Source organism: Culturomica sp., from assembly GCF_003524185.1.
Lineage (GTDB): Bacteria > Bacteroidota > Bacteroidia > Bacteroidales > Marinifilaceae > Culturomica > Culturomica massiliensis.
Genome location: NZ_DOED01000006.1, coordinates 106,816 through 130,825, shown reverse-complemented (window position 1 = coordinate 130,825; position 24,010 = coordinate 106,816). Strand labels below are relative to the sequence as shown.

The 24,010-nt window shown below is 42.5% G+C and carries 20 protein-coding genes and 1 riboswitch; of the genes, 8 read left to right on the top strand and 12 right to left on the bottom strand.

Annotated features, from left to right (window positions below; all coding sequences use genetic code 11):
• Positions 1 to 88: 88 nt before the first annotated feature.
• Complete coding sequence (locus DD657_RS02010) at positions 89 to 2,491, bottom strand: glycoside hydrolase family 95 protein (protein WP_287048278.1); 2,403 nt, start codon at positions 2,489 to 2,491, stop codon at positions 89 to 91.
• A 143-nt stretch (positions 2,492 to 2,634) separates the two neighbouring features.
• Here DD657_RS02010 and DD657_RS02005 point away from each other — a divergent pair, with 143 nt between their 5' ends.
• From DD657_RS02005 to DD657_RS01995, 3 genes are all read left to right on the top strand, one after another.
• Positions 2,635 to 3,114 carry a CvpA family protein gene (locus tag DD657_RS02005; RefSeq protein ID WP_021989398.1) on the top strand — a complete coding sequence of 160 codons (480 nt, stop codon included), beginning with the start codon at positions 2,635 to 2,637 and terminating at the stop codon, positions 3,112 to 3,114.
• Between the two features lie 57 nt (positions 3,115 to 3,171).
• Positions 3,172 to 4,461, top strand: a complete 1,290-nt coding sequence (gene tyrS / locus DD657_RS02000) for a tyrosine--tRNA ligase (protein WP_021989397.1) — start codon at positions 3,172 to 3,174, stop codon at positions 4,459 to 4,461.
• A gap of 264 nt (positions 4,462 to 4,725) precedes the next feature.
• Positions 4,726 to 5,070 (top strand): hypothetical protein, encoded by a 345-nt coding sequence (locus tag DD657_RS01995; protein WP_021989395.1) that lies wholly within the window; start codon positions 4,726 to 4,728, stop codon positions 5,068 to 5,070.
• Positions 5,071 to 5,126: 56 nt separating this feature from the next.
• Here DD657_RS01995 and hflX read toward each other — a convergent pair whose 3' ends face one another.
• Both hflX and DD657_RS01985 read right to left on the bottom strand, forming a co-directional pair.
• Positions 5,127 to 6,377 (bottom strand): GTPase HflX, encoded by a 1,251-nt coding sequence (gene hflX / locus DD657_RS01990; RefSeq protein ID WP_021989394.1) that lies wholly within the window; start codon positions 6,375 to 6,377, stop codon positions 5,127 to 5,129.
• A 219-nt stretch (positions 6,378 to 6,596) separates the two neighbouring features.
• A complete protein-coding gene (locus DD657_RS01985; protein ID WP_021989393.1) occupies positions 6,597 to 7,286 on the bottom strand; it encodes an energy transducer TonB in 690 nt (229 codons plus the stop codon).
• A gap of 255 nt (positions 7,287 to 7,541) precedes the next feature.
• Here DD657_RS01985 and DD657_RS01980 point away from each other — a divergent pair, with 255 nt between their 5' ends.
• The gene (locus DD657_RS01980) at positions 7,542 to 8,210 is read left to right on the top strand and encodes a 4'-phosphopantetheinyl transferase family protein (RefSeq protein ID WP_287048273.1); all 669 of its coding nucleotides are present in this window, start codon (positions 7,542 to 7,544) and stop codon (positions 8,208 to 8,210) included.
• Between the two features lie 52 nt (positions 8,211 to 8,262).
• On the opposite strand, the gene DD657_RS01975 is transcribed toward DD657_RS01980, so the two are convergent.
• Entirely contained in the window at positions 8,263 to 9,279 is a 1,017-nt protein-coding gene (locus DD657_RS01975) for an aspartate-semialdehyde dehydrogenase (protein ID WP_068691175.1), read from the bottom strand.
• A 515-nt stretch (positions 9,280 to 9,794) separates the two neighbouring features.
• Here DD657_RS01975 and DD657_RS01970 point away from each other — a divergent pair.
• Both DD657_RS01970 and DD657_RS01965 read left to right on the top strand, forming a co-directional pair.
• The gene (locus DD657_RS01970; RefSeq protein WP_287048270.1) at positions 9,795 to 10,778 is read left to right on the top strand and encodes a lamin tail domain-containing protein; all 984 of its coding nucleotides are present in this window, start codon (positions 9,795 to 9,797) and stop codon (positions 10,776 to 10,778) included.
• 107 nt (positions 10,779 to 10,885) lie between these two features.
• Positions 10,886 to 11,524 (top strand): SagB/ThcOx family dehydrogenase, encoded by a 639-nt coding sequence (locus tag DD657_RS01965; protein WP_021989389.1) that lies wholly within the window; start codon positions 10,886 to 10,888, stop codon positions 11,522 to 11,524.
• A 176-nt stretch (positions 11,525 to 11,700) separates the two neighbouring features.
• Here the strand turns inward: DD657_RS01965 and DD657_RS01960 are convergent, their stop codons facing one another.
• Positions 11,701 to 13,302, bottom strand: coding sequence for a phosphoethanolamine transferase family protein (locus DD657_RS01960; RefSeq protein WP_235837440.1), 1,602 nt, complete (start codon positions 13,300 to 13,302; stop codon positions 11,701 to 11,703).
• Between the two features lie 128 nt (positions 13,303 to 13,430).
• A complete protein-coding gene (locus tag DD657_RS01955; protein ID WP_118773986.1) occupies positions 13,431 to 14,603 on the bottom strand; it encodes a BamA/TamA family outer membrane protein in 1,173 nt (390 codons plus the stop codon).
• Between the two features lie 118 nt (positions 14,604 to 14,721).
• Here DD657_RS01955 and DD657_RS01950 point away from each other — a divergent pair, with 118 nt between their 5' ends.
• Positions 14,722 to 15,288: a YtfJ family protein gene (locus tag DD657_RS01950; RefSeq protein WP_118773987.1), complete on the top strand. Its 567-nt coding sequence runs from the start codon at positions 14,722 to 14,724 to the stop codon at positions 15,286 to 15,288.
• 123 nt (positions 15,289 to 15,411) lie between these two features.
• Positions 15,412 to 15,605, bottom strand: a riboswitch (cobalamin riboswitch).
• A gap of 77 nt (positions 15,606 to 15,682) precedes the next feature.
• On the opposite strand, the gene DD657_RS01945 is transcribed toward DD657_RS01950, so the two are convergent.
• From DD657_RS01945 to typA, 6 genes are all read right to left on the bottom strand, one after another.
• Positions 15,683 to 16,333, bottom strand: a complete 651-nt coding sequence (locus tag DD657_RS01945) for a hypothetical protein (protein ID WP_021989385.1) — start codon at positions 16,331 to 16,333, stop codon at positions 15,683 to 15,685.
• 22 nt (positions 16,334 to 16,355) lie between these two features.
• On the bottom strand, positions 16,356 to 17,639 hold the full coding sequence (locus tag DD657_RS01940; protein WP_287048266.1) for a hypothetical protein: 1,284 nt from the start codon (positions 17,637 to 17,639) through the stop codon (positions 16,356 to 16,358).
• 42 nt (positions 17,640 to 17,681) lie between these two features.
• Positions 17,682 to 18,668, bottom strand: a complete 987-nt coding sequence (locus tag DD657_RS01935) for an acetate and sugar kinases/Hsc70/actin family protein (protein WP_287048265.1) — start codon at positions 18,666 to 18,668, stop codon at positions 17,682 to 17,684.
• Positions 18,669 to 18,680: 12 nt separating this feature from the next.
• Positions 18,681 to 19,628, bottom strand: coding sequence for a DUF6175 family protein (locus tag DD657_RS01930; RefSeq protein WP_287048263.1), 948 nt, complete (start codon positions 19,626 to 19,628; stop codon positions 18,681 to 18,683).
• A 10-nt stretch (positions 19,629 to 19,638) separates the two neighbouring features.
• Positions 19,639 to 20,154 carry a hypothetical protein gene (locus tag DD657_RS01925; RefSeq protein WP_021989381.1) on the bottom strand — a complete coding sequence of 172 codons (516 nt, stop codon included), beginning with the start codon at positions 20,152 to 20,154 and terminating at the stop codon, positions 19,639 to 19,641.
• A 403-nt stretch (positions 20,155 to 20,557) separates the two neighbouring features.
• Positions 20,558 to 22,378 carry a translational GTPase TypA gene (gene typA / locus DD657_RS01920; protein ID WP_287048261.1) on the bottom strand — a complete coding sequence of 607 codons (1,821 nt, stop codon included), beginning with the start codon at positions 22,376 to 22,378 and terminating at the stop codon, positions 20,558 to 20,560.
• A gap of 178 nt (positions 22,379 to 22,556) precedes the next feature.
• On the opposite strand from typA, the gene DD657_RS01915 reads away from it, so the two are divergent.
• Complete coding sequence (locus DD657_RS01915) at positions 22,557 to 24,005, top strand: arylsulfatase (protein WP_502696213.1); 1,449 nt, start codon at positions 22,557 to 22,559, stop codon at positions 24,003 to 24,005.
• Positions 24,006 to 24,010 lie beyond the last annotated feature (5 nt).

Genomic DNA, 24,010 nt, shown 5'->3' with positions numbered 1-24,010 from the left:
GGAAAGAATAAGGAGTCAAAAAGTCAAGGTATTTGTTTTTTGACTTTTTGACTCCGGAATTTTTTGTCATTTTATGACAAAGGCCTGATTAATAAGTGAATTTCACTTCTGCCTGCTTCCCTTTTTCAAGCGGGAAAATGAGATACCCGTTATCATCCGTTGTGATTGTTTTGTTTTCGAGGTTGATATGACGGACGCCCGGTGGGGGTAGTAACCGGCAGGTTGTATTCTGCCGGGCGGTAAATGTTGCCGTTTGAGGGGTATGATTATTCCACGTCAGGTCCACAGTGATGCCGCCCCGGGTACATAAACCTTTGAAATAGCCTTCTTTCCAACTGTCGGGCAGGGCCGGTAAGAGATGAATAAAACCGGCGTGGCTTTGCAATAGCATTTCCATGATACCGGCAGCTCCTCCGAAGTTGCCGTCGATCTGGAAAGGAGGATGTGAGCAAAATAAATTGGGGAAGGTGCCTCCCTGATGACGTCCGTCCGGGCGTACTGCCGGTACCAGTAAGCTATGGAATAGTTTATAGGCCCGGTTGCCGTCGTGTAAGCGTGCCCAAAAATTGATTTTCCAGGCCCGGCTCCAGCCGGTTCCGGCATCCCCTCTCCGGTTTAAGGTCGCTTTGCAGGCTTCGGCTAATTCGGGGGTTGCAGAGGGGGTAATCAGATTTCCAGGATATAAGCCGTATAGGTGGGAAACATGTCGGTGATGGATTTCCGCTTCCCGGTAATCTTCCAGCCACTCCATCAGGTAGCCCTCCGGGCTGATTTGATGGGGAGGTAGTTGTCTGTAAGCTTCAGCCAGTTTTGCACACCAGTCTTTATCTGTATTAAGCTGACGGGCTGCTTCCATTGTGTTCCCCCACAATTCTTTTACCAGCTGGATGTCCATGGTCGGTCCCATGCAAATACTGATAGGCGTCGGATCATTACCGATATAGAACGCATTTTCCGGGGAGGAGGTCGGAGCCGTTACAAGCCAACCGTGAACAGGCTCTTTTACCATTGTCGATAAGAAAAAGTCCGCAGCGCCTTTTATTACGGGATAAATTTCCCGTAAGTAAGCCGTGTCGCCGGAATACAGGTAATGTTCCCACAAATGAGCGCATAACCACGCTCCACCGGTGTTGGTTGCTCCCCAGGAGGGATGTTCGCCCGGAACGGTGTATTTCCAGGGGTTGGTCATCATGTGAGCAACCCATCCACGGGCATTGGGGCCGTAAAAAATACGTGCTGTTTTTTCGCCCGAAGCGACAAGACCTTTCGTTAAGGATATCAGCGGTTCGTACAATTCTGTCAGATTTCCCGGTTCTAACGGCCAGTGGTTCATTTGTACGTTGATATTCGTATGATAATCACCGTTCCACGGGGTTTGTAGCGTATTTGCCCACACCCCCTGTAAATTGGGAGGGAGACAACCGGGACGCGCGCTGCTGATCAGCAGATAGCGTCCGAATTGTAAATAAAGGGCGGCTAAAGCGGGATCGTCTTCCTGTGTGAAGCGTGCGATACGTTCCGGGGTTGTAAGTTGTAGTACGGAGTCTTGGGGGGTACCGATAAATACCTCTACCCGGTCGTATAATTCCTTGTGTGCGTCGATATGTCTTTGTTTCAGTTCTTCGTAAGGCGTATGGATGGCATTGGAAAGTAACATTGCAGCCTGTTCTCTGTAGGCGGGATTGTTATAATCGGTCGTTGCGGAGATGAATATAGTCGTATTCCGGACGGCTTGGAAACGAATACATGAGTCCGTGACTTGTATGCCGGCTCCGGGGGTGTTGTCTTCCAGGCGTCCGCTCATACGGACAATATAGCTGACTCCCTTGATGCCGGTCTGCCCGCTATCCATCGTCCCTTCCATGATTAACGTATCCTTGTCCCGGTAAACCCGGGCGTTTTGCGGACGACTTAAAAACAGGTCGAAATCCGAAGCTTTTTGCTGGTTAAAATGAATGACCGATACATTGTCCGGACGGGAGACGAAATATTCACGTCGGTGTATGTTTTGCCCGAACGATGTCGTTGCCAGGGCTTCATCCAGTTGCAGAATCCGTTTGTAGCCGCTTGTATCCATCGTTCCTTCATTGTGATACCGGATATCCAGGTTGCCGAGTATTTGGTAAGTGCCGTAGGTATTGCCTTTCGGCATCCGGGGAACAAAGGTACGATACATCAGTTCCTGGGCTTCTTTGTTTTTGCCTTCAAATAGCAATTGTTGTATACGGGATAAGCTGCCGGCAGCTTCCGGGTTGCTGTAATCTGCTTCCGAACCGCTCCAAAGAGATATTTCGTTAAGTACGATGCGTTCTTTTTCGACTCCGCCGTCAGGCATCATTCCGAGGCGTCCGTTGCCCAGGGGTAATGTCTCTTCCCAGATGCGGGCAGGCGCTTTAAAACGGAGTTGTTCGTTTTGGCGTTCGACACTCCGGGAAAAACTGCATCCCAGAATTGTCAATGATAAAATTGAAAGTAAAATAGTGTTGCGCATAATTAAAGAATGTGAGTGGACAAAGATAGTAAAACTCTTTAAAATTCTGAATGTACTTTCATTTCTGCTGCTGTCCTGTCGGGTGAAAAGGATGGATTTTCTGAACTTTTCCTTATCTTTGGCAACAGATAAATTTAAATATTGTGAATTACCTCGATATTTTATTGCTTTTGCCTTTGCTTTATGGCGCTTATAAAGGATTTTCCCGGGGATTTGTCATTGAGGTTGCGACCTTGTTGGGGCTGATTCTGGGTGTATATGTTGCGATTAAATTTTCGGATTATACGGAAAATATTTTGCGGGATTTTCTGGATATATCCTCCAAATATTTATCGTATATCGCTTTGAGTGTGACCTTCCTGCTGGTTGTTGTGGCCATTTATCTTTTGGGGAAAATGCTGACTAAATTAGTGGATATCGTATCGCTGGGCTTGGTTAATAAGCTATTGGGGACTGTTTTGGGCATTGCTAAATCCTTTGTTATCCTGTGCATTATTCTTTTGATTGCGGACGCTTTGGACGATAAATTCCAGTTTATGAATAAAGAGGTGAAGGAGAACAGCTTGTTTTATAATCCTTTTCTTAACTTTGCACAACAAATGTACAATATGATCCGGTTTTGACGGGGGGATGGTTGGGAAGGCCGGTATGTATGAATGTTGAAGTAATATAATATAATCATGAATTTTGTAGATGAGTTAAAGTGGAGAGGCATGATACACGATATTATGCCAGGTACAGAAGAACAGTTGGCAAAAGGGCAAACGACGGCTTATGTCGGGATAGACCCTACGGCGGATTCTTTGCATGTAGGACATTTGGTATCCGTTATGATGATGAAACATTTTCAGATGGCCGGTCATAAACCGATTTTTATTATCGGTGGTGCTACCGGTATGATCGGGGATCCAAGCGGCAAGTCTCTGGAAAGAAATTTGCTCGATGAAAAAACGATACAGCAAAATATGGCCGGAATTAAGGCTCAGCTTTCCCATTTTATCGATTTTAATTCTTCTGCTTCCAATGCGGCTATTATGCTGAATAATTACGATTGGATGAAGCAGTTTTCGTTTCTGGATTTTATACGGGAAATCGGTAAGCATATTACAGTGAACTACATGATGTCCAAAGATTCGGTAAAACGCCGTTTGAATGGTGAATATGCCGATGGGATGTCGTTTACGGAGTTTACTTACCAATTGGTGCAGGGCTACGATTTTCTTTATCTTCGGAAAAATTATGATTGTATGTTGCAAATGGGGGGATCCGATCAGTGGGGCAATATAACGACAGGCGGGGAATTGATCCGTCGTAAGGAGGGACTGGAAGCTTATGGCTTGACGTGGCCTTTGATGACAAAGAGCGACGGTAAGAAATTCGGCAAGACGGAATCCGGAAATATTTGGCTGGATCCGGAACGTACTTCTCCTTACCAGTTTTATCAGTTTTGGTTGAATTCTACGGATGATGACGCTGCCCGTTATATAAAAATTTTCACGCTTTTGCCTCCCGCAGAGATCGATGCTTTGATTGTCGAGCACGGAGAAGCTCCGCATCTTAGAAAATTGCAGAAGACTTTGGCTAAGGAAATTACATGTCTGATTCACGGTGAAGAAGCCTATCATTCGGCTTTGGAGGCTTCCCAGATTTTATTCGGGAATGCAACATCCGAAACCTTGCGAAAAATAGACGAAAAGACGTTTTTGTCTGTTTTTGAAGGTGTACCCCAGTTTGAAATAGCCCTTACAGATTTAAAAAATGGTATTTCTATTATTGATTTTTTGGCAGAAAAGACGCAGATCATGTCGTCGAAAGGTGAAGCGAGAAGAGCTGTAAAGGCAAATTCGATAAGTATTAATAAAGAGAAGGTCGGAGAAGAAACCATCGTTTCAGATAGCTATCTGATCGATGGAAAATATATTTTGGCTCAAAGCGGTAAAAAGAATTATTATTTGGTGATAGTAAAATAATTTCATTGAAAGTATAAAAAATTTCTTTACATTTGCACAAGATTGTGTAGAATGTTATATATTTACGTTCGCATAGACCCTACTCAAAAAACCTGGTTAGTTTAGAATGGGAATCGGGGATGTGTGCAACGCCTGCGCTATAGTCATGTTAGCGTGGGCTTGCTCTTTGTTCCCAAGGCCTGCCAGGTGCCGTTGAGTAGAAGATGCAAGTTCCGCGCTAACTTTTCTTTTGGTCATATGCGAATGTTACCTAAAACCAGAGCTATGACTATTGAAGAAATTCTCCGAATGAGCTTTAGCTTTATTGATGAACATCCGGATGCCCTTTGGGATGAAGTGCCTGAAGATTTGCTTAAATGTTGGCATATTCTTATTCCTTTGGATAAATACCTGGAAGGGAATTATCAAAGCAGATACGAGTATATGATTTTTGAATATGCTTTGAAGAAGTATGCCGAACGGGCCGACGTTAAAATTCCGGAAGAGAAGAAAAATGAGCTTTTTTGTGCTTTTCAGATGCTGTTAATGTTACCTTATATTTGTCGTTATACCACAGAAAAACGCCCTTTGTTTCCTATTTTTGATTTTGGATTTTTATTGGCTCAATAGTGGATGTATATGGTTGGTATGGATAATTTCTTTTGCCACAATTGTGGCAAAAGAAATTACATTGACGGATTTTCCTTGCCCGTAGTTGTTTCGTCCGTATATTCCGTATACAGGAATTCGTTGTATGGAAAACGGGCCGAATGGATATCTTTGACAATTGAATACAATTTGTCTTTTAATTCTTCGATATTTTCTTTTTGGGCAGCAGATATATAGACGGTTTCACGGCCTTGCTTGGACATCCACATCTGTTTTAAATCTTCCAGGCTGTAGTTTGCCCGTTCTACCGGTGTCAGATCGTCCTCGTCTTTTTTTATGTAAGTGAAGGCATCGATTTTATTGAAAACGATGATTGTCGGTTTGGGGTCCGGTATCAATTCCGCCAATGTTTCATTAACGACTTTCAGTTGATCTTCAAATTGCGGGTGGGAAATATCTACGACGTGCAGGATGACGTCGGCTTCACGGACTTCGTCCAGTGTCGATTTGAAGGATTCAATAAGATGAGTAGGCAGTTTCCGGATAAAGCCTACGGTGTCAGCAAGTAATAAAGGCACGTTACGGATTGTAATTTTCCGGACGGTGGTATCCAGGGTGGCAAAAAGCTTGTTTTCAGCAAACACTTCCGATTTGCTGAGTAGGTTCATTAATGTCGACTTTCCGACATTGGTGTAGCCGACCAAAGCCACCCTTACCAGTTTTCCCCGATTCTTGCGCTGAGTGGACATTTGCTTATCGATCCGGCACAGTTGTTCTTTCAGGCGGGTAATCTTATCCCGGATGACCCGGCGGTCGGTCTCAATTTCTGTTTCTCCCGGACCTCTCAGACCGATACCTCCTTTTTGCCTTTCGAGGTGGGTCCACATACCGGTCAGACGGGGTAATAAGTATTGATATTGTGCCAGTTCTACCTGTGTTTTAGCATGTGCTGTACGGGCCCGATTGGCGAATATATCCAGAATTAAGTTGGTGCGGTCGAGTATTTTGACGCCTTTCAATTCGTTTTCGATGTTCCGGAGTTGGGTCGGAGAGAGTTCGTCATCGAAGATAACCAGCTCGGCTCCGTGTTCTTCTATATATTGACGAATTTCATCCAATTTACCTTTTCCGATAAACGTACTGTTGACCGGTTTATCCAGATTTTGTGTAAATATTTTTACGGTTTGGGCTCCGGCTGTTTCTGCCAAAAACGCCAGTTCATCCAAATATTCGTTCATCCTTTCATAGCTGATCCCTGCATCCTGGAGGGAAACTCCGACTAAAATCGCTCTTTCTGCTTCTTTCTCTGTATAAAAATATTCACTCATATATGTAATGTCTTGCTAAGTGGAATGTTTAATTGTAGGTTTTAGATTAAAAATCTGATAACGCGTCAGGTCACCAAGTAATTTACAAGTTACAACCTGAAATTACAATTTATATGAACGTATATCCTGTCCTAAAGTTTCTGTGCGAAGACAAAAGCATTTCAGACAAGAAGGGGCTGACATTACTGACAGCCCCTTACATATTATGTGAAACTTGTATTAGTTGTTGGTTAACTGGAAATTGATAGGCAACGTGTAAGCCACACGCACAGGTTTACCTCTCTGTTTTCCCGGAGTCCATTTGGGCATACTCTTTACCACACGAACAGCTTCTTTGTCCAATGATGAGTCTACACCTCTCGCTACCTTTACGTCAGTAATACTACCGTCTTTCTCGATAACGAACTGAATGTATACTTTACCGGAAATACCGTTTTCCATGGCCAATACCGGATATTTGATATTTTTGTTCACCCATGCGGTAGGACTTCCCCCCGGGAATGCCGGCATCGTTTCTACCACCTGGAAGATTTCCTGTTCTCCCGTATCTTCAGTCTTAAAGTCATCGAAACTGGTAACATCAACGACCGTATTTTCTGTTTCGTCTTCAGCATCGGTAATTTCCAGATCATCATCCACATCCTGATCGTTTTCTACGATGTTGATCAAGTCCGCCAGTTTGGGCGCTGCAGGAGGAGGAGGAGGAGGAGGAGTATTCTGCTGGGTAATGGGAATAACTTCATCTTCTATTTGCATCTGGGCAGTTGTGTCTAAATCTTTCATTTTGGACGTTTCACTTTTCCATTCGAAAGCATATAACAAAATACCCAAAGCAATTACAAGACCAATCTCAAAGAAAAGTGTTTTTTTCCCTTCAAGATCTGCTTTCGGTGCCTTTTTTACTTCCATGATATAAATTTAATTTGTATTTTTATTACATCTCACTTACAGCGGGTAAAAATATAGAAATTCGGACAACTTTCCAATATTTCAAACGTTTTTTTTAAATGAAACGTTAAAAAACAAACGAAGCTGTTGATAAATGTTAATTATTTGAATAATACCACTTAATTCCTATTTTTATCCTTCCTCTTTTGCAAAGATATGATTTTACTTTTTTATTTTGTATTCGCATTATTATAAATTTTGTGAAATTTTCAAGGCATGTTGAGCATATTTTATCTGGAAATAGATTCTGCCGTAGGGGAGAAACCGGGCTTGTCCTTTTTCGAATCCCGGGTAAAGCGGGCAACTTTTGATGAAGCAATGTCATTTCGGAATGACAAAGTGCGGCTTACCCGTTTGTTGGGAGAGGCGATGGTATGGTCCGGTTTAAGAAAATTGTTCGGAATGGAAAAAGAAGATTGTCGAATACAGAGAAGCGAGCACGGAAAGCCTTATCTGGAAGGAGAGAGACAGGTATATTTTAATATTTCCCATTCAGGGACTTATATTGTTTGTGCTTTTTCAGATGCGGAAGTCGGCATCGATATCGAGAAGATTGCCTCTCCCCGATATGAGGTCGCCCGTCGTTTTTTTCATCCGGAAGAAGTCCGGTTATTGGAAAACGGAAAGTTTAAAAATGAGAGTTTGTTTTATGATATCTGGGTGGTTAAAGAAAGTTTTCTAAAATATAAAGGTACCGGTTTGACTTGTCCATTGTCTTCTTTTCAGGTAAATATCTTTCCGGGTAAAGCATTGATTTACGAAGGAGGACATTTACTGACGTTAAATATCCGGGAATGTCCGGTAGCGGAAGGTTATAAATGCTATGTTTGCAGTCCTTTGAAAGATGTTGCGACGCCGGTTCGCTGGTGCTTGCAAGATTTGTAGGGTTATTTACAATGCTTTACTTTAACGGAAGCAAAGCATTGTAAAATAAGATTTATTTGTGGAATTGCCCGGGTTGTGTCAATAGGTATTCCGCAATCTGAACGGCATTCAAAGCGGCTCCTTTTTTGATTTGGTCACTGACCACCCAAAAAGCCAAACCGTTTTCATTCGTCAGGTCTTTGCGGATACGCCCTACATATACGGGGTCCTTGCCGGAGATAAAGAGAGGCATCGGATATTCTTTTGTCGCCGGATCATCCTGAAGGATGATGCCGTCCGTGTTTTCAAAAGCCCGGCGTGCTTCAGAGACGGTAACCGGTTGCTCGGTTTCCAGCCAGATGCTTTCGGAATGCGCTCTTAAAGAAGGGACACGAACGCAGGTAGCGCTGACTTGTATATCAGAATGCATAATTTTGCGTGTTTCGTGATACATCTTCATTTCTTCCTTTGTATAACCGTTGTCGGTGAACACGTCAACCTGAGGTATCAGATTGAAGGCAAGCTGGTAAGCAAATTTTTCCACCGTCGGTTTTTCTCCGTTTAATATTTGTCTGCATTGCGTATAAAGTTCCTCCATGGCTGCTGCGCCTGCACCGCTTGCGGCCTGGTAAGTGGATACATGTACCCGCCGGATATGGCTTAATTTTTCAATGGCGTTCAGGGCGACAACCATTTGAATCGTGGTACAATTCGGGTTCGCAATAATTCCTTTCGGCCGGTTTAAAGCATCCTGGGGATTGACTTCCGGTACAACCAGAGGAATGTTTTCTTCCATCCGGAATGCGCTGGAGTTGTCGATCATAATAGCGCCGTAACGTGTGATTGTTTCTGCAAATTCTTTAGAGGTACCTGCTCCTGCGGAGGTAAAAGCAATGTCTGTTCCTTTGAAATCATCATTGTGTTGCAAAAGTTTTACTTCAATGTCTTTCCCCCGAAAATTATATTTTGTACCGGCGCTTCTTGCCGAACCGAATAGTACGAGCTCATCTATCGGAAAATTACGTTCATCCAGCACTCGCAGAAACTCTTGTCCTACAGCTCCGCTGGCCCCAACAATTGCTATTTTCATCTTTTTAAATTGGAATAAAATGTCTTAAAATTTCAGTTATTCATATTTGCAAAAGTAGTAAATAGAGTAAGTATCAGAAATTTAATTGATGTATTTTTCAGAAGATACCGGATATGTTTAAAATGAAACATTTTGTATGGAATAAGGATTACTATTGAATGCGACCGGATTTTTTCGTAAATTTAAAAAATCAGGGATTGTAGATTTTAGATTTTAAATTGAAGATTGAGGATAAGGTAGGGGGAAACGGAAGGTGGTTGCCGGTTTACGATTGAAGGTGATGTTTGATTTACAGGTGTGTAGGGAGAGCGTATTTTTCCGGTTAAAATTTATGCAGAATGTTGAATATTTTAATGGTTGATTCCGGATTTACGGTATTAGGTGAAACAGATCCGGTAATAAATCAGCTTACCAGGTAATTTACAATTTGAATAAGGAGGTGGAATTGTAAATGGGTGGAAATTTTGTTCAATTTGCGATACATAGACCGGGAGTTTGAATTAAAAGCCGAAGTAATGATACTGTTTTTTTATCTTTTTATTTTTTCTGTTTCTGGCTATATTCCAGGAGGACAGAAAGTAGGTCTTTGTTTTTGCTTGTTGTTGTCTGTAGTTGTTGTGTTTTCACAGGAAGCCGGAAAAATACCGGGTAAAGGCGATTTGTTGATTAATGAAATTCTCTATGAGGCTGTACCTGCCGATGCGGAGTATCTTGAACTGTATAATTCCGGCAATAAAGATATTGCGTTATGTGAAATTTATATCGGTAAAAGGGATAGAACCGGAAGTCTGATTGCTGTAAAACCGATTGTGAAATCGGAAGAGGTTTTGAAACCCGGAGCATTGGTGTGGATATGTTCTAATCCAGCGGCTATTGCAATGGCTTATTCTTATCATCATATGGAAAACTGTGTTGTGTTGCCTGCAAAACTGGCTTATGCCGATGATGGAGGTATTGTGGTTGTGCTAAATCGGAACCGGGAGGTTATCGATGAGGTTACATACGGTAAGTTTTTGCATCATCCGATGGTTACCCAAACAAAAGGGATAGCTTTGGAAAAAGGGTGGAGTAATACCGGTATGCCAGGAAAAGGGAAATGGACTTCGGCCGGAGGGGATGCCGGAAACGGATTCGGAAGTCCGGGTATGCCTAACCGGGCCGGAAAGATTTTGTCAGAAAGAAATGACGGGGAATTTATGAAATGTGTTCCGGAAGTATTTACTCCGGATGGGGATGGATTGGAAGATGAATTAGAGATAAAAATCACGGTTCCGGACCGGGAGTTTGTATTGCAGTTGTCGGTGTATGATGCCCGGGGCAGGTGTGTCCGTAAAATAGCCGACCGTGTCCCGGTTTATTCAGGCATCGGTTTTTCTTGGAATGGTACATCCGGGGACGGGTGTTTGTTATCTGCCGGAATCTATGTGATTTACGGATGCATTGTATATTCGGATGGGGGACGGCGGGAAGTGCGTAAAGTATGCGTGCTTTCCAGATAAGTGGGTATAATTGTTCCGGTAAATAAACGGATTTGTGTTTATCCGGAGAGTCAAAATAAAAAGTTTTCCTTTATCTTTACAAGACTAAATCTTTAAAACACGATAGTATGAAGGATTCTGTTTTATTATTAACGGTATGTTGTTTGTTTTCTCTTACCGGGAAAGCTCAGGAAATGAAAGAGATAAAATTGAATGCGCCGGACAAGGACAGGGGGATACCGGTTATGAAAGCATTCGAGCAACGTAAATCGGACCGGGAATTTGCAAATAAAGAGTTGAGCTTACAGGATTTATCCGATTTGTTATGGGCAACAAACGGTATAAACCGACCGGAATCGGGAAAGCGTACGGCGCCGTCTGCCATGAATCGCCAGGATATTGATGTGTATGTTTGCCGGGCCGATGGAGCTTACCTCTACGATGCCGTGAACCGTGTTTTGAAGCCGGTGTCTCCGGATGATTTAAGATCTTTTGTGGCAGGTGGGCAGGAATGGGTAAAAACGGCTCCGGTATGTCTGGTTTTGGTATCTGATCTTTCGAAGTTCGGAGGAAAAGGAGAGCACCAAATGATGACAGGAGCTATAGATGCCGGGATTGTCTCTCAAAATATTGCGATTTTTTGTGCGGGAACCGGTTTGGTAACCGTTCCTCGTATGTCAATGGATCAGGATAAGTTGCGGGCCTCTCTTAAATTGAAAGACAGCCAGCAGCTCTTTTTGAATAATCCGGTAGGATACCCTAAATAGATTTTTGATTTACAATTTTTGATTTACGATTTTAGATTGTTGTGAGAAAACCGGTTCTTGGGTAAGATCGGAAAATTTTAATTAGCAATGATTTTGTCATAACCGGATTCATTATTATTTACCCAATCTCCAGGTTTGTGATGAGGAAAGGTGTCTGGAATCGTAAATCAAAAATTTTAAAATTTCTTTCCGTGGTATATGTTTCTTCTTTCGATCATGCTTTTGTCCTGGGGTTTTAATCCGGCATTGTAAAAGAATATCGGTTTGTCGTGGTCGGTCAGGTACATTCGGTCTGTGATTTTAAATGCCGTATTGGCAAGTGATAAATCCGGTTGTAGATAGGGTGTCCGGATTGCAGCCATATCCAGTACGGTATGAAATGCTGCGTCCGTTGCGACCGGTTTCGTCAGGTTTTGGCTGATGGCTTCGGCTTTTTCCGGGTAAGCTGTCTGATAGGTTCCCGACATCCAAATAAATATCGGAATGTGTAATTGGTAATAAGTCGGATTCGGAGATGCGTGTAAAAACCGCTTCCGGTTGTCATCCAATAAGTCTTCCCCGTGATCGGCCGTGTAAAATAGGGCTGTGCAGTCTTCGGTTTGCTGGAGCGATTCGATCAATTGGTGTAAGAAATAATCCGTGTATAAAATACTGTTATCGTAGGCATTGATCAGTTCCTGTTTGTTGCTTACGGCCACTTTGGTCGCATTGTCGGGAAGGAATCTGGAGAATGACTGGGGATAACGTTCTTTGTAATTGAAATGAGAACCGTAGGTATGGAGTACGAAAAACAGGTTTCCCGGTAAAGAATCGAGGTAATGCCGGACAATAGGGAGCAGGTCGCCGTCAAAATGATTGTGAGTGATGAGGTTTTCTCCTCCGTCGGTGCGGATATTGTGGCGGTAGTCAGCCTGTGTTGCAAAGAAGTCTGTAAAAGAGCGGTTCGGGATTTGATTGGACAGGAATAGGGTTGTAAATCCGGCTTCTTTGAATGCTTCCAAAATGCTCTTTTGGGTATATATGACATCATAATTTTCTGCAGAGGCTGCGGATAAAATCAAAGGGACACTTTTATGTGTCGTGTTCGATTGGGTAATGGCATCCGGGAAGAAAACAAGACCGGGGGTTTTACTCAAATAGGGATTCGTTTCCCGTTCGTATCCGCAAAGATTCCAATTTCCCGCCCGGCTGGCTTCTCCCACAACCAAAACGTATATTTCCCTTTTTTGCGGATGTATGTCTTTCCGGGCCTGGAATGTAAAATTCCGGGAACTTTCGGGATATTTTTCGCTGCGGGACCATTTTTGAGCAGCAAATCCTAAGTTATATATGACATTGGCGGGATATACATCTTCATGTAACGTGAAACGTGCTGTATTTTTGTTTATCGCTGTAAATGTCAGGCCATAGGAAATCAATATAAGGAAGGCTCCGCTTATGATCATTTTTTTCCGAAACGGTGACGGAAGGTATACTTTGCGTTTGCAGGCTACGGCGGCAATGGCTGTCGTCGGAAGGTATAACAAACATACGATCACGACCGCCGGCCAGATGTTGTCTAATAATTCGGAAGCTTCGCTGACATTTGTTGTTACCAGATTGAGAAACATATCTACTGCTATGACGGCCTCTCCGAATAGATAGAACAGTACAAGCTGAAAAGCATGTAAAAACAACAGCGGGAATAGAAAAAGCTGCACTTTTCCCGTATTTTTGGATAAAGAAAGCAGAAAAATGTAAAGTCCGAACGGGAAAGTAATGAGTACGACCTTCCCCATAAAGGAAAACGGTTCGGTAAATATAAGGCATACGCTCGGTATGAGGCTCATACCGACATAAAACCAGAATAACCGATAGGGATTAGAAAAAAATAATTTGAAAAAGCGATACATATTGTTGTTAAAATCTAGAATGCTTCGTTAATACTGAAGTAAAAAGCGGTCTGACCTTTTCCGATACCATAATCGAGTCGGACATTGACTCTGTTTTTGAATTCCCAGCGATAGCCGAGTCCGTATGTTGGCAAGGTATGACTCCATTTGAATTTTTTCACTTCGGGAAAAATATTTCCGGCTCCGCCCCAAACGGCGATACCGTGACGGTTGTATATTTTTTGGCGTAATTCCACCTGTGCCTGAATCAAATCGTTGTCCCGGTACTGACCTTCGTAATAACCTCTCATCTGATAGGGACCACCCATCAGGGCAACCATGCTCCAGGGGGTATCGCCATAGTTGAATATCCCCTGAAGGTCGGAGGCTAAGATTGCTCCTTTCCACAATTTAGCGTAATGACGGGCAATAATTTCCGTACGTTTGAAAGAGTATTTGTTTCCCAGAAAAGAAGGGAAGAACAATTGCTCCAGTTTGACGAAAGAACCGGAATAGGGATTGGGAATGAAATCCCGGGAATCGTAAGAGATGAGCAGTCCTCCGCCGAAAGTGCTGATGTCGCTTCGTTCTCCGTTTAGGAAACTGATATTATTGAAATCTTTTCCGTTGACGTGTCGGTACATACCTGTAATTCCGACGTAGGTGTTGGTTGCGATCTTTCTTAAGAAATCCAATTTGACCTGTACTTCTTTTCTTTTGTATTCTGTGTAGTGGTGCTCCTGCCTGCCGTTTTCATATCCGATTCCCCAATATTTACTGGGAAATGAAAAGAAATATATATTTGCATCCAGCCGATAGTTTGCATGGGGAAAAATTGTATTGCCCCGTACTCCCAACAGGTAAAATCCGGTAGTGGTAATGTCACCGTACAACGATACATTGGAAGGTGATATCGACAGATCGGTTGGGTCTATGCGGTACAATCCCGATGCAACAAGTCCTAAGCCCAATTTTACGTCACTGGCAAAGTGCGGACCTCCGATGATGGAAAAATCGAATTTTTTTTCTTTTGTCGTTTCGTTTGATTCCTGAAAATATTTATATATGCGGTGAAAGATATTTTGTTTTTTTAAGGTATCCTGGTATTGAATGATCAGGCTATCCTGAGTTTGTTCATTGCCCTGACAAATTCCCTGAAAGGAGAACAAATTAAAAATGAATGCAATATAAATGCTACGTGTTGACATTTTTTGTTGACGATTTACTGTGTCTAGCACACATTTTGCTGTAAAAAAAATATTATTGTGTATTCACTCATACGCAATAATGATGCCAATGTTTAATTTTTTGTAATCAATTTTAAAGATGGGGCGTTTTTTCCTTCTTCTATCTTTTATTTGCTGTGTTTGTATCGGAAGAGCACAGGTAGGCCAGAAGGTATGCCCGATTACGATTTATGATGCTTATAATAAACCGCTTCAATTGCCGTTTCTGGGAGAGAAGCATTTGCTGTTGTTTTACGTAGACCCCGATCATCCGAGTCAGAACAGGGTATTGCGGAATTATTTCAGAAAACATCCTTTTACCGATGAAAATATTGAATCGTATGGTATTATTAATTTGAAAGATGCTCCTTTGCTGGCTAATTCTTTGTTGCGTTTTATGATCCGAAAGGAGATCGCAGGAACACAGGCCTATGTGTACAATGATCCGGATCACACCGTGAGCCGGGCCTGGAAATTGGGAGATGTCAATAATAAATTTGTCGTGTTGTGGATCAATAAAGAGTGTACGATTGAATTTTTTAAGGCCGGAGAACTAACGGAAGATGAAATTGTACAGTTGAAAGACCTGATATGTAAATACCGGAAAAAGAACCCTGTTCCTGTAAAGCCGGCCCGGGAAGAGAGCAGGGATACTGCGGCAAATTGAAATAAAACCCGGGAAAGAATTTCAGTTACAGTTATTCTTCTTTCTCCGGGCTTCTTTTTTTCGGGGGAAAAATAGGAAATAACAAGTGCAGGCTTGATATGACCTTGTGCTTTTGTCCCGAAAGCTACAAATCCGTATTTGGCAGGTCTTCTGACTTACTTCCGGAATAAGACGCCTTCCCGTTTGATAACAGTGGCAGAGAATGTCTTTCCTTGAGGAAGCTTACAGCAGCGGGTACTGTCCGGGAATTTCACCCGGTTCCCTTTTCATTCATCTCTAAAGACTTGGAGACAAACACCAAATACTATAGGCAAAGATATGAAGTTAAAATTAAAAAGGAAATATTTTGAAATATTTCCTTTTTAAATTTTATGATCCGGAAGAATAATTACTGTTAGTACGGTAAGATTTCATCCAGTTCCTGAGCTAATTTCTCAGACTTTTGATATAATTCATCGCGATACACCTTTTTAGCTGCTTTAAGAGCATCGGCTGCATTGGTTTTTACCATTACTTGCACTTCCACGACGCCGTTTCCTTTTTCACGGTATATTTCCAATACAGGAAATACTCCCTTTAAAGAGGCGGATACCAGGTTTTTATTGGTAGAAACAAACTCGTCGATCGTTTCGATATCGTCTTCACCGTAGTTGGTGGTAGAAAGTTTACTTTTTACAAGACCCGAAAGTGTGGTATTGATGTGTTCTGCAATTTCCATCCGGGCGCGGTCGTCAGCGATTTTTTTTGCGGCAGAATAATTACCGCCCGTTGCTTTATGTGTACCGGTAAAGTATAATTTTTCACCTTTGTTATCCTTGTCGAGTTCGGCATAACGGCTGTCCTGGATTTGTCTTTCCATCGGAAGCTTACCGGGCATAACTTTCCAGCCTTCTTTTTCTAATTTCTTAGCTGTTTTACGACAGTCTTTTTCTACTTTACTTTTCAGGTCTTTTTTCAGTTTTTTATTACTGGTTTGTGCTTCAACTGCTGAACAGGCAAATACCAATGCCAATGAGCATACTAATACTTTTACAATAGTTTTCATAGTCGATAATTTGAGTTATTTGTTACCAATTTGCTTTAAAAGGAAGGGAAAAATCAATACGTTTGGAAACTCCTTCCGTATTTTTGATTTCCAGATGGCCTTTTAATAGATTCATCCTGTTGTTTTGTTTCTCTAATAATTCTACCTCACCGTTATAATCGACATTAACCGTTTGTGTACCTTTGGAAACAGTCTGATTTAAATTGTCAATAAATAACGGCATGCTTAATCCCGGAACATTTAAGGTAATGTTGTCGATGGTATAAGCTGCTTTGGATTCGAGGTTTATGCGAATACTGATGTTGGCTAAGGTAGAATCGGTCTTCGTCTCCGCTGTCAGGTAGACGTCTTTGCTTAAAATTACTTTTACTTTATCCTGTTCGGGATCGATATAAAATGTTTGGGATAAGTTTTTGTTTCCCAATTTGAAAGTTATTGTAGCAAAGTTTTCTTCTGTCGGATCACAGGTTTCGGAATTATAATGGATATTCCAGTGGTCTTCTTCTGCTTCCGGTCTTATTTGTGTCAATGTTGCTGATTTTACGACAGGCCGTTGTGAAACTTTTATGGCTTTTCCTCTCAATTGCAGGTCAAGACAATAACACCCCAGTTTGTTGGAAATTTCGTGAATAGAGATTTCATTGTATAGTTGTCTGTAATTGCGTTGTAAGTTTCTGGCAGCCTCTTTTCTGACATCGTCGAAAAAATACCGGATGAGGCTGTTGAGGTCTGTGACGGCTTTATCGATCTGCGCGACAGAGGTGATGTTCTCATATTGTTCTTCCAGTGTATTGTATTTTTCATTCATTTCGTTGTCTTTGCGCTGGAATTCATGAACGAGTTTTTTCAGTTCAAGACTCGGGAACGGATATTTTACACAATACAGGTAGGATATTTCTTTTGTTTTTTTATCCTCTCTTTTTTCCCAATAAGCTTCTTCTATTTTAGATTCGGAAATTCCTGTCAGATAAGGCAGGTTGGCAGATTGGGTCTGAGCTGTGTAGGTGTATGAGTCCAGGAAATTGACGATGCCGCTGTTGACAGACTCCTGGTTGATCGTACTTTCACTGGAGGATTTTACATTTTGAGCTACAGCATCGATGACGTATTTACGGATGTTATCCATACATTCGTTTTTCGCCCTTTCTATATTGTCTGCAATGGCAGAGGTGACGATGTAGTCTTTTTGGGTTGTATTTACCCATACCGGTGTTTTTTTGGCACTTTTCTGAACAACTTTCAATTGTGCTGTACAAGGAAGTATTCCGATAAAAAGAAGCAGTGATAAAACGCGTATATGTTTCATAGTAGTTCGGTTTTTGAGTTGTTGTTTGTCAACAATCGGGTATTATTTGAATCTTTCCAGAAACCATTTGCTGACCTGTTTTTCCATGTCTGAGGAAGAAGTTCTCGTGTAATTTTCTCCTGCTTTTTTAGCTGCTTCTATACGTAGTTTCTCTAGCATGACCTGGTTCTCCTGCGCTTTTTGCTGAGCTTCTTTTTCAGCTTCCAGTTGTTGCATTTCCCGTTCTAATTCCGCTTTCTCTTTTTCGTCAGCCTCTTGTTTTATTGCATTGATCATCTCGGTTGCTTTTGCAAAACAGTTGCTGGATGGATCTATACGGATGAGTTCGTTCAATGCGCCTTCAAGGTCGTGCTGTGCTAATTTGGCTTTTGCATTTTGAAGAAACGCCGTTCCGTCTTTGTCGATTTTCTTCATGTAAATGGCAACCATCTGATCGGCAATAGCCGGATATTCGTCCACGCTTTCAGGAACGGAGGCCAGTACGGCCAGGGCCTGATCGTATTCTGTACGGTCTGCCAGTGATTTGGCTTTGGCTGTCAAAGCCGGTATCCGGGTCGTATAGTAATCGATGATTTTTTTCCGGCATTGGTTCATAAAATTCCGAATGGCCGGACTACGAGGGTTCAGATTGTTGAAAGCCATTGTGATAGCCCGGTTTTCTGCTTTGTCGATCCCTTTCAGAGGTACGGCAATTTCGTTGATGATTGTCCCTTCCAAAACATTAACCACGATCAGGGATACTTCCAGGCTTACTACATATTGAGCCGGGATCGTGCCTGTCACTTGTTTGTCGGTTGTTATGACATTGGCTGTCAGAGCAATCTCACCGGAGATCGAACCGAAACCGTTTTGTGTGGTAATTTGGATTAATTTATGCTCCAGGGCCTTTTTGGCATAATCCGGCAAATCCAGTCCGTCAGGAACTACAGGAGTTACGGCTACCATTTCTTTGGCACTCAGAACTTCTTGTCCCTGACTGTAGAATGAGCAAAGAAGCAGGATGGCTATACCGTATAAAAATTTCCTCATGACTTTGTAATTTTATTGTTGACTACCTTCGATAATGATGTAAGCCTGACCTAAACCTTTGGTCGATAATTTGGCTTTAATGTTGTACTTGGTCCGCAGTGCTTTCCGAAGCTCGTTGGCCCAATTGCGGGTATCCAGGGCACGTCCGTTGGCATTGACCATCGGTATGCGTACCTGTTCGAATTTCATTCTGTTTTCGGTAACGTCGGAAGTCGAAAAACGGCCGCTTACCGTGTTCTGTGCCATCCAGTCTTCGATCAGGAAACTAAGTTCATCTCCGTCAAATTCCGATTCGAAATTGACGTCCGAATCATTGGTTCGTTTACACTCCAGAGACACTTCCCGTCCGTTTTCGAATAAATCGTCGAAATGTGCCTGTAACTGGCTGTTGAATTGATCGATGTGACCGATGATTGCTTCTTCCAGTAAAACCGGTAGTTCGACACTGAAAGAGGGTTCTCCTGTACCGGAAGCAGCAGCAATTTGTTTGTTTGTATAGGCATCGATACCTTGTAAATTAAATGTCAATGTATGTTGGGGGCCTTTCTTGTTGACAGTCCACATCAGTTGCATCCAGATATCGGCTTTTGCGACTTTGCGTAATTTGTCGATCGGCGATTCGGCTATACCTCCTTGGTCTGTCATGGAAACGCTTTCTTCAGCGGCCTCTGTATCCAATGCTTTTAAACAATCGGCAAGAACTTTCAGATTGAAACCCCGCTCGCTCATCATTTCACCTATTTTGCTGATAGCCAGAGTTAAATCCGGATTTTTCAACAATGCGGCTTTGTAGTCTGAAATGGTGCTTTTGCTGCCCATATCGTCGTATTCTTTTACAAATCCGTTCTGATAGCACCAAACGTCGCTCGGAACAACCATGATTGTCGGTTTCTTTGCCTGACAAAAGCCCGTTAAGGTGAATGCACACAAAAAGATGATATTGATAAATGTCTTTTTCATAGTTCTAAGTTTAAAATCCCGCATCTAATCTTTTTACAATTCCTTTTTCTTCCAGATATTTTCTTAAATCGTTGTATTGTACCGTTACGACAACACCGACTTTATATTCTTTTTTCCCGACTTTCATGATATCTCCTGCGGCGATGGCCCCGTTATTCGTCAATGTTACGAAACGCATATAGTCACCGCCATTGGTTTGGAAAAAGGATTTGAAGAAATCAGCATTTTGTTTTTCGATTTCTGCGTTTTGCACCAACGGCTTTTTGCCCGGAATCCGTTCTTTAGCCGGAACCCCTTTAAAAATAACTCCATGAACGGCATTTTTACGGGCCTGGTTTGTGGCAATCGTCGGATTTTTAGAAAAACTCCACACTTTTACCAAGCAAGTTCCTTGTATCCCTACATTTACAGCTTCTAATTCGTAACGCCAGTTTTCCGTATCCTGGTCTGCTAACCTTTGTTTCTTTTTTTGAGAAAAAGCAATAATGGGTAAAATCGTTAGAATAAGTATGAGTACGCCTTTCATAGTTTTTAAATTTTATTTGTCTGTTGAATATTTTTCGCAAATTAAATTACCGTTGTCCTCTTTTTTTCCTGAAAACAACACTGTTGAATCGATTTCTGTTTTTGTAATAAAACAATTATCTAGCTTACACTTTCTACAAATATAGGTATATATTTTCAAAAAAAACAAAAAAAGTGAGAATTATATGATGGATAGGCTTGAATGACAGAGGGACAGGATTGTCCTGGAAAAGAAGTCAAACCGATGGTTAAACCGGACCTGTTGAGATTTTTGATGGGTTTTGCAACTTCCTTCGCGGAGCGGTCTGAAATTTACATTTCTTTTTTTGATTTTTATCGTTTAGGTATAAAAAGAAGAGACTGTAGTAAAAACTACAGCCTCTTTGTATCGGAATAACAATGAATTATTCGTTGGTACTGCTTTTCGATTTTTCCTGGCGTTTGCGTTCGTTCTCGTCCAGATAAATCTTTCTCAACCGCATGGCATGTGGCGTGACTTCTACGTATTCATCTTCCTGAATGTATTCGAGGGCTTCCTCCAGGCTGAATTTGACAGGGGGAGCGATATTTGTTTTTTCGTCAGAACCGCTTGCACGCATGTTTGTCAGTTTCTTGGATTTACATACATTGATGACAATGTCGTCGGGACGGGTGCTTTCCCCGATTACCTGCCCGGCATAAACTGTTTCTCCCGGTTCGATAAAGAATTTTCCCCGGTCCTGTAATTTATTGATGGCATAGGCGAATGAATCACCGGTTTCCATGGCTATCAGAGAACCGTTTATGCGCATTTCGATGTCTCCCTTGTAAGGCTCGAATCCTTTTAAGCGGTGTGCAATAACGGCTTCTCCTGCGGAAGCAGTCAATAAGTTACTGCGTAAACCGATAATACCCCGGGAAGGGATATCGAAGTCCAGATGTACCCGGTCTTCACGGGTTTGCATATTGTTCAGCGTGCCTTTTCGTTTTGTCACCATTTCGATGGCTTTCCCGGAATATTCTTCCGGAATATCGATTGTCAGTTCTTCAACCGGCTCGCATTTTTTGCCGTCAATTTCTTTAATGATTACTTTCGGCTGGCCGACTTGCAGCTCATAGCCTTCCCGGCGCATGGTTTCGATCAATACGCTTAAATGAAGTACGCCCCGTCCGAAAACGACGAAAGAATCGGCACTGGTGCCCGGCTGTACGCGGAGGGCCAGATTTTTTTCCAGTTCTTTGTCCAGTCGTTCTTTGAGGTGGCGGGAAGTGACATATTTACCGTCTTTACCGAAGAACGGCGAGTTGTTGATTGTAAACAACATACTCATCGTCGGTTCGTCTATTGCAATCGGAGGGAGTGCTTCCGGGTTTTCATAATCAGCAATCGTATCTCCGATCTCAAAACCTTCAATCCCGACGATAGCGCAAATTTCTCCGGCTTTTACTTCCTCTGCTTTTTGTTTTTCCAAGCCTTCGAACAGCATCAGGTCTTTGATACGGCTTTTTTCCTGAGAGCCGTCACGCTTACAAAGAGTGATAGCTTGTCCGGCTTTTAAAGTTCCCCGCGTTAATTTGCCGACGGCGATCCGGCCGATGTAAGAGGAATACTCCAAAGAAGTGATCAACATCTGAGCTGTTCCTTCTGCAGCCTGAGGGGCGGGTATATTTTCGATAATGGCGTCCAGTAACGGGGTGATATCTGTCGTTTGATGTTTCCAGTCCGTCGACATCCAGCCTTGCTTGGCACTTCCGTATATGGTCACAAAATCCAATTGTTCTTCTGTAGCTCCCAGGGAGAACATGAGGTCGAATACTTCTTCCTGGACTTCCTCCGGGCGGCAATTGGGTTTATCTACTTTATTAACGACGACAATTGCTTTTTTACCCAGGTTCAGGGCTTTTTGCAATACGAAGCGGGTTTGCGGCATGGTGCCTTCAAAAGCATCTACCAATAAAATTACTCCGTCGGCCATGTTCAATACCCGTTCAACTTCTCCGCCAAAATCCGAGTGCCCCGGGGTATCAATAATATTTATTTTATAGTCTTTGTATCGGACTGATACGTTTTTAGAAAGAATTGTGATACCTCTTTCGCGTTCGAGGTCGTTATTGTCGAGGATCAGGTCACCTCCTTGTTTTTCGTTTTCTCTGAATAGTTTGCCTTGCAGGATCATTTTATCCACCAAGGTCGTTTTACCATGGTCGACGTGCGCGATAATGGCAATGTTCCTTAAATTCTGCATTTTGTATTTATAAAATTAGGGTCGCAAAGTTACAATAAAAAGAGAAGAAAACGAAACCCTGAAAGTGAAAAATCGCTTTCAATCAATATTTTCGCGTCATTTACGGATATCCAACGTTTTCGGTTTTTAATTGGGAAAAATTTAGTATACTTGTAGATAATTTGTAATATTTTTGAGAATGAATAGTAAAATTATCGTACCGGTGTGTCTTTTCGGGACAGCTAATTTGGTGTCATTTACAACTATGGCAGCCGAAAAGGAAAAGCCAATTCCGAATATCGTGTTTATCATAGCTGACGATCTGGGTTACGGGGATGTCAGTTGTTACGGGCAGCAAAAATTCGAGACACCCAATATCGATCGTTTGGCACAGGAAGGGATGCGGTTTACTCAGTGTTATTCAGGAACTACGGTCAGTGCTCCTTCCCGGGCTTGTTTGGTTTCCGGTTTGCATTCCGGACATGCTCCGATCCGGGGAAATAAAGAGGTAGAGCCGGAAGGACAGGCTGCTTTACCTGCAAATATGGAGTCTATTTTCAGAATATTTAAGAATGCAGGATATGCTACCGGGGCTTTCGGAAAATGGGGATTGGGTTCTCCCGGTTCTGTGGGCGATCCGAACCGCCAGGGTATAGATGAGTTTTTCGGGTTTAATTGTCAGTTGCTGGCGCATAATTATTATGCCGATCATTTGTGGCATAACCAGGAAAGGGTGGAGTTGCCGGGAAATGATGACGGTGGGTTCGGAGTGTATACCCAGGATACGATTCATCAGATGGCTTTGAGGTTTATCGATGAGAATCAGGATAAACCGTTTTTTTTATTTCTGCCTTATGTCATACCTCATGCGGAATTGATTGTTCCGGAAGACAGTATTATACAGAAATTCAGAGGCTTGTATCCGGAAACTCCATACAAGGGATGTGATGAGGGATGCGCTGCTTTTCGCAAGGGAGGATATTGTTCTCAGACAGAACCTCATGCAACGTTTGCAGCCATGATATACCGATTGGATGTATATGTAGGACAAGTGGTTGCCAAGTTGAAAGAACTCGGATTGTATGAGCATACGATTATCGTGTTTACCAGCGACAACGGACCTCATAAAGAGGGAGGGGCCGACCCTGATTTTTTCAATAGTAACGGTGGATTCCGCGGATATAAACGGGATGTGTACGAAGGAGGTATCCGAGTGCCGTTTATTACGGTTTGGCCGGGTGTCGTGAAGCAGGGGGAAACGGATTTTATGTGCTCTTTTTGGGATATGATGCCCACTTTTGCCGAGTTGACCGGAGGTAAGGTGAAAGCGACGGACGGGATTAGTCTGATGCCTTTGCTTACCGGAAAAGGGAAACAACAGGAACACGATTATTTTTATTTTGAATTTCAGGAACTGGGAGGACGTCAGGCTGTCCGCCAGGGGGATTGGAAGTTGATACGGCTGAATGCTTCTAAGGGAGAGGCCTCAAAGTATGAATTGTATAATTTGGCTGCAGATCCTTCGGAGAAAACGGATTTATTGACGAAGTATCCCCGGAAGGTAAAGGAATTGAAAAAACGGATGGAAGAGGCTCATGTGTATGACCCGGAATGGCCTTTATTGGAAAATGAAAGAACCACTGACTGAATTTT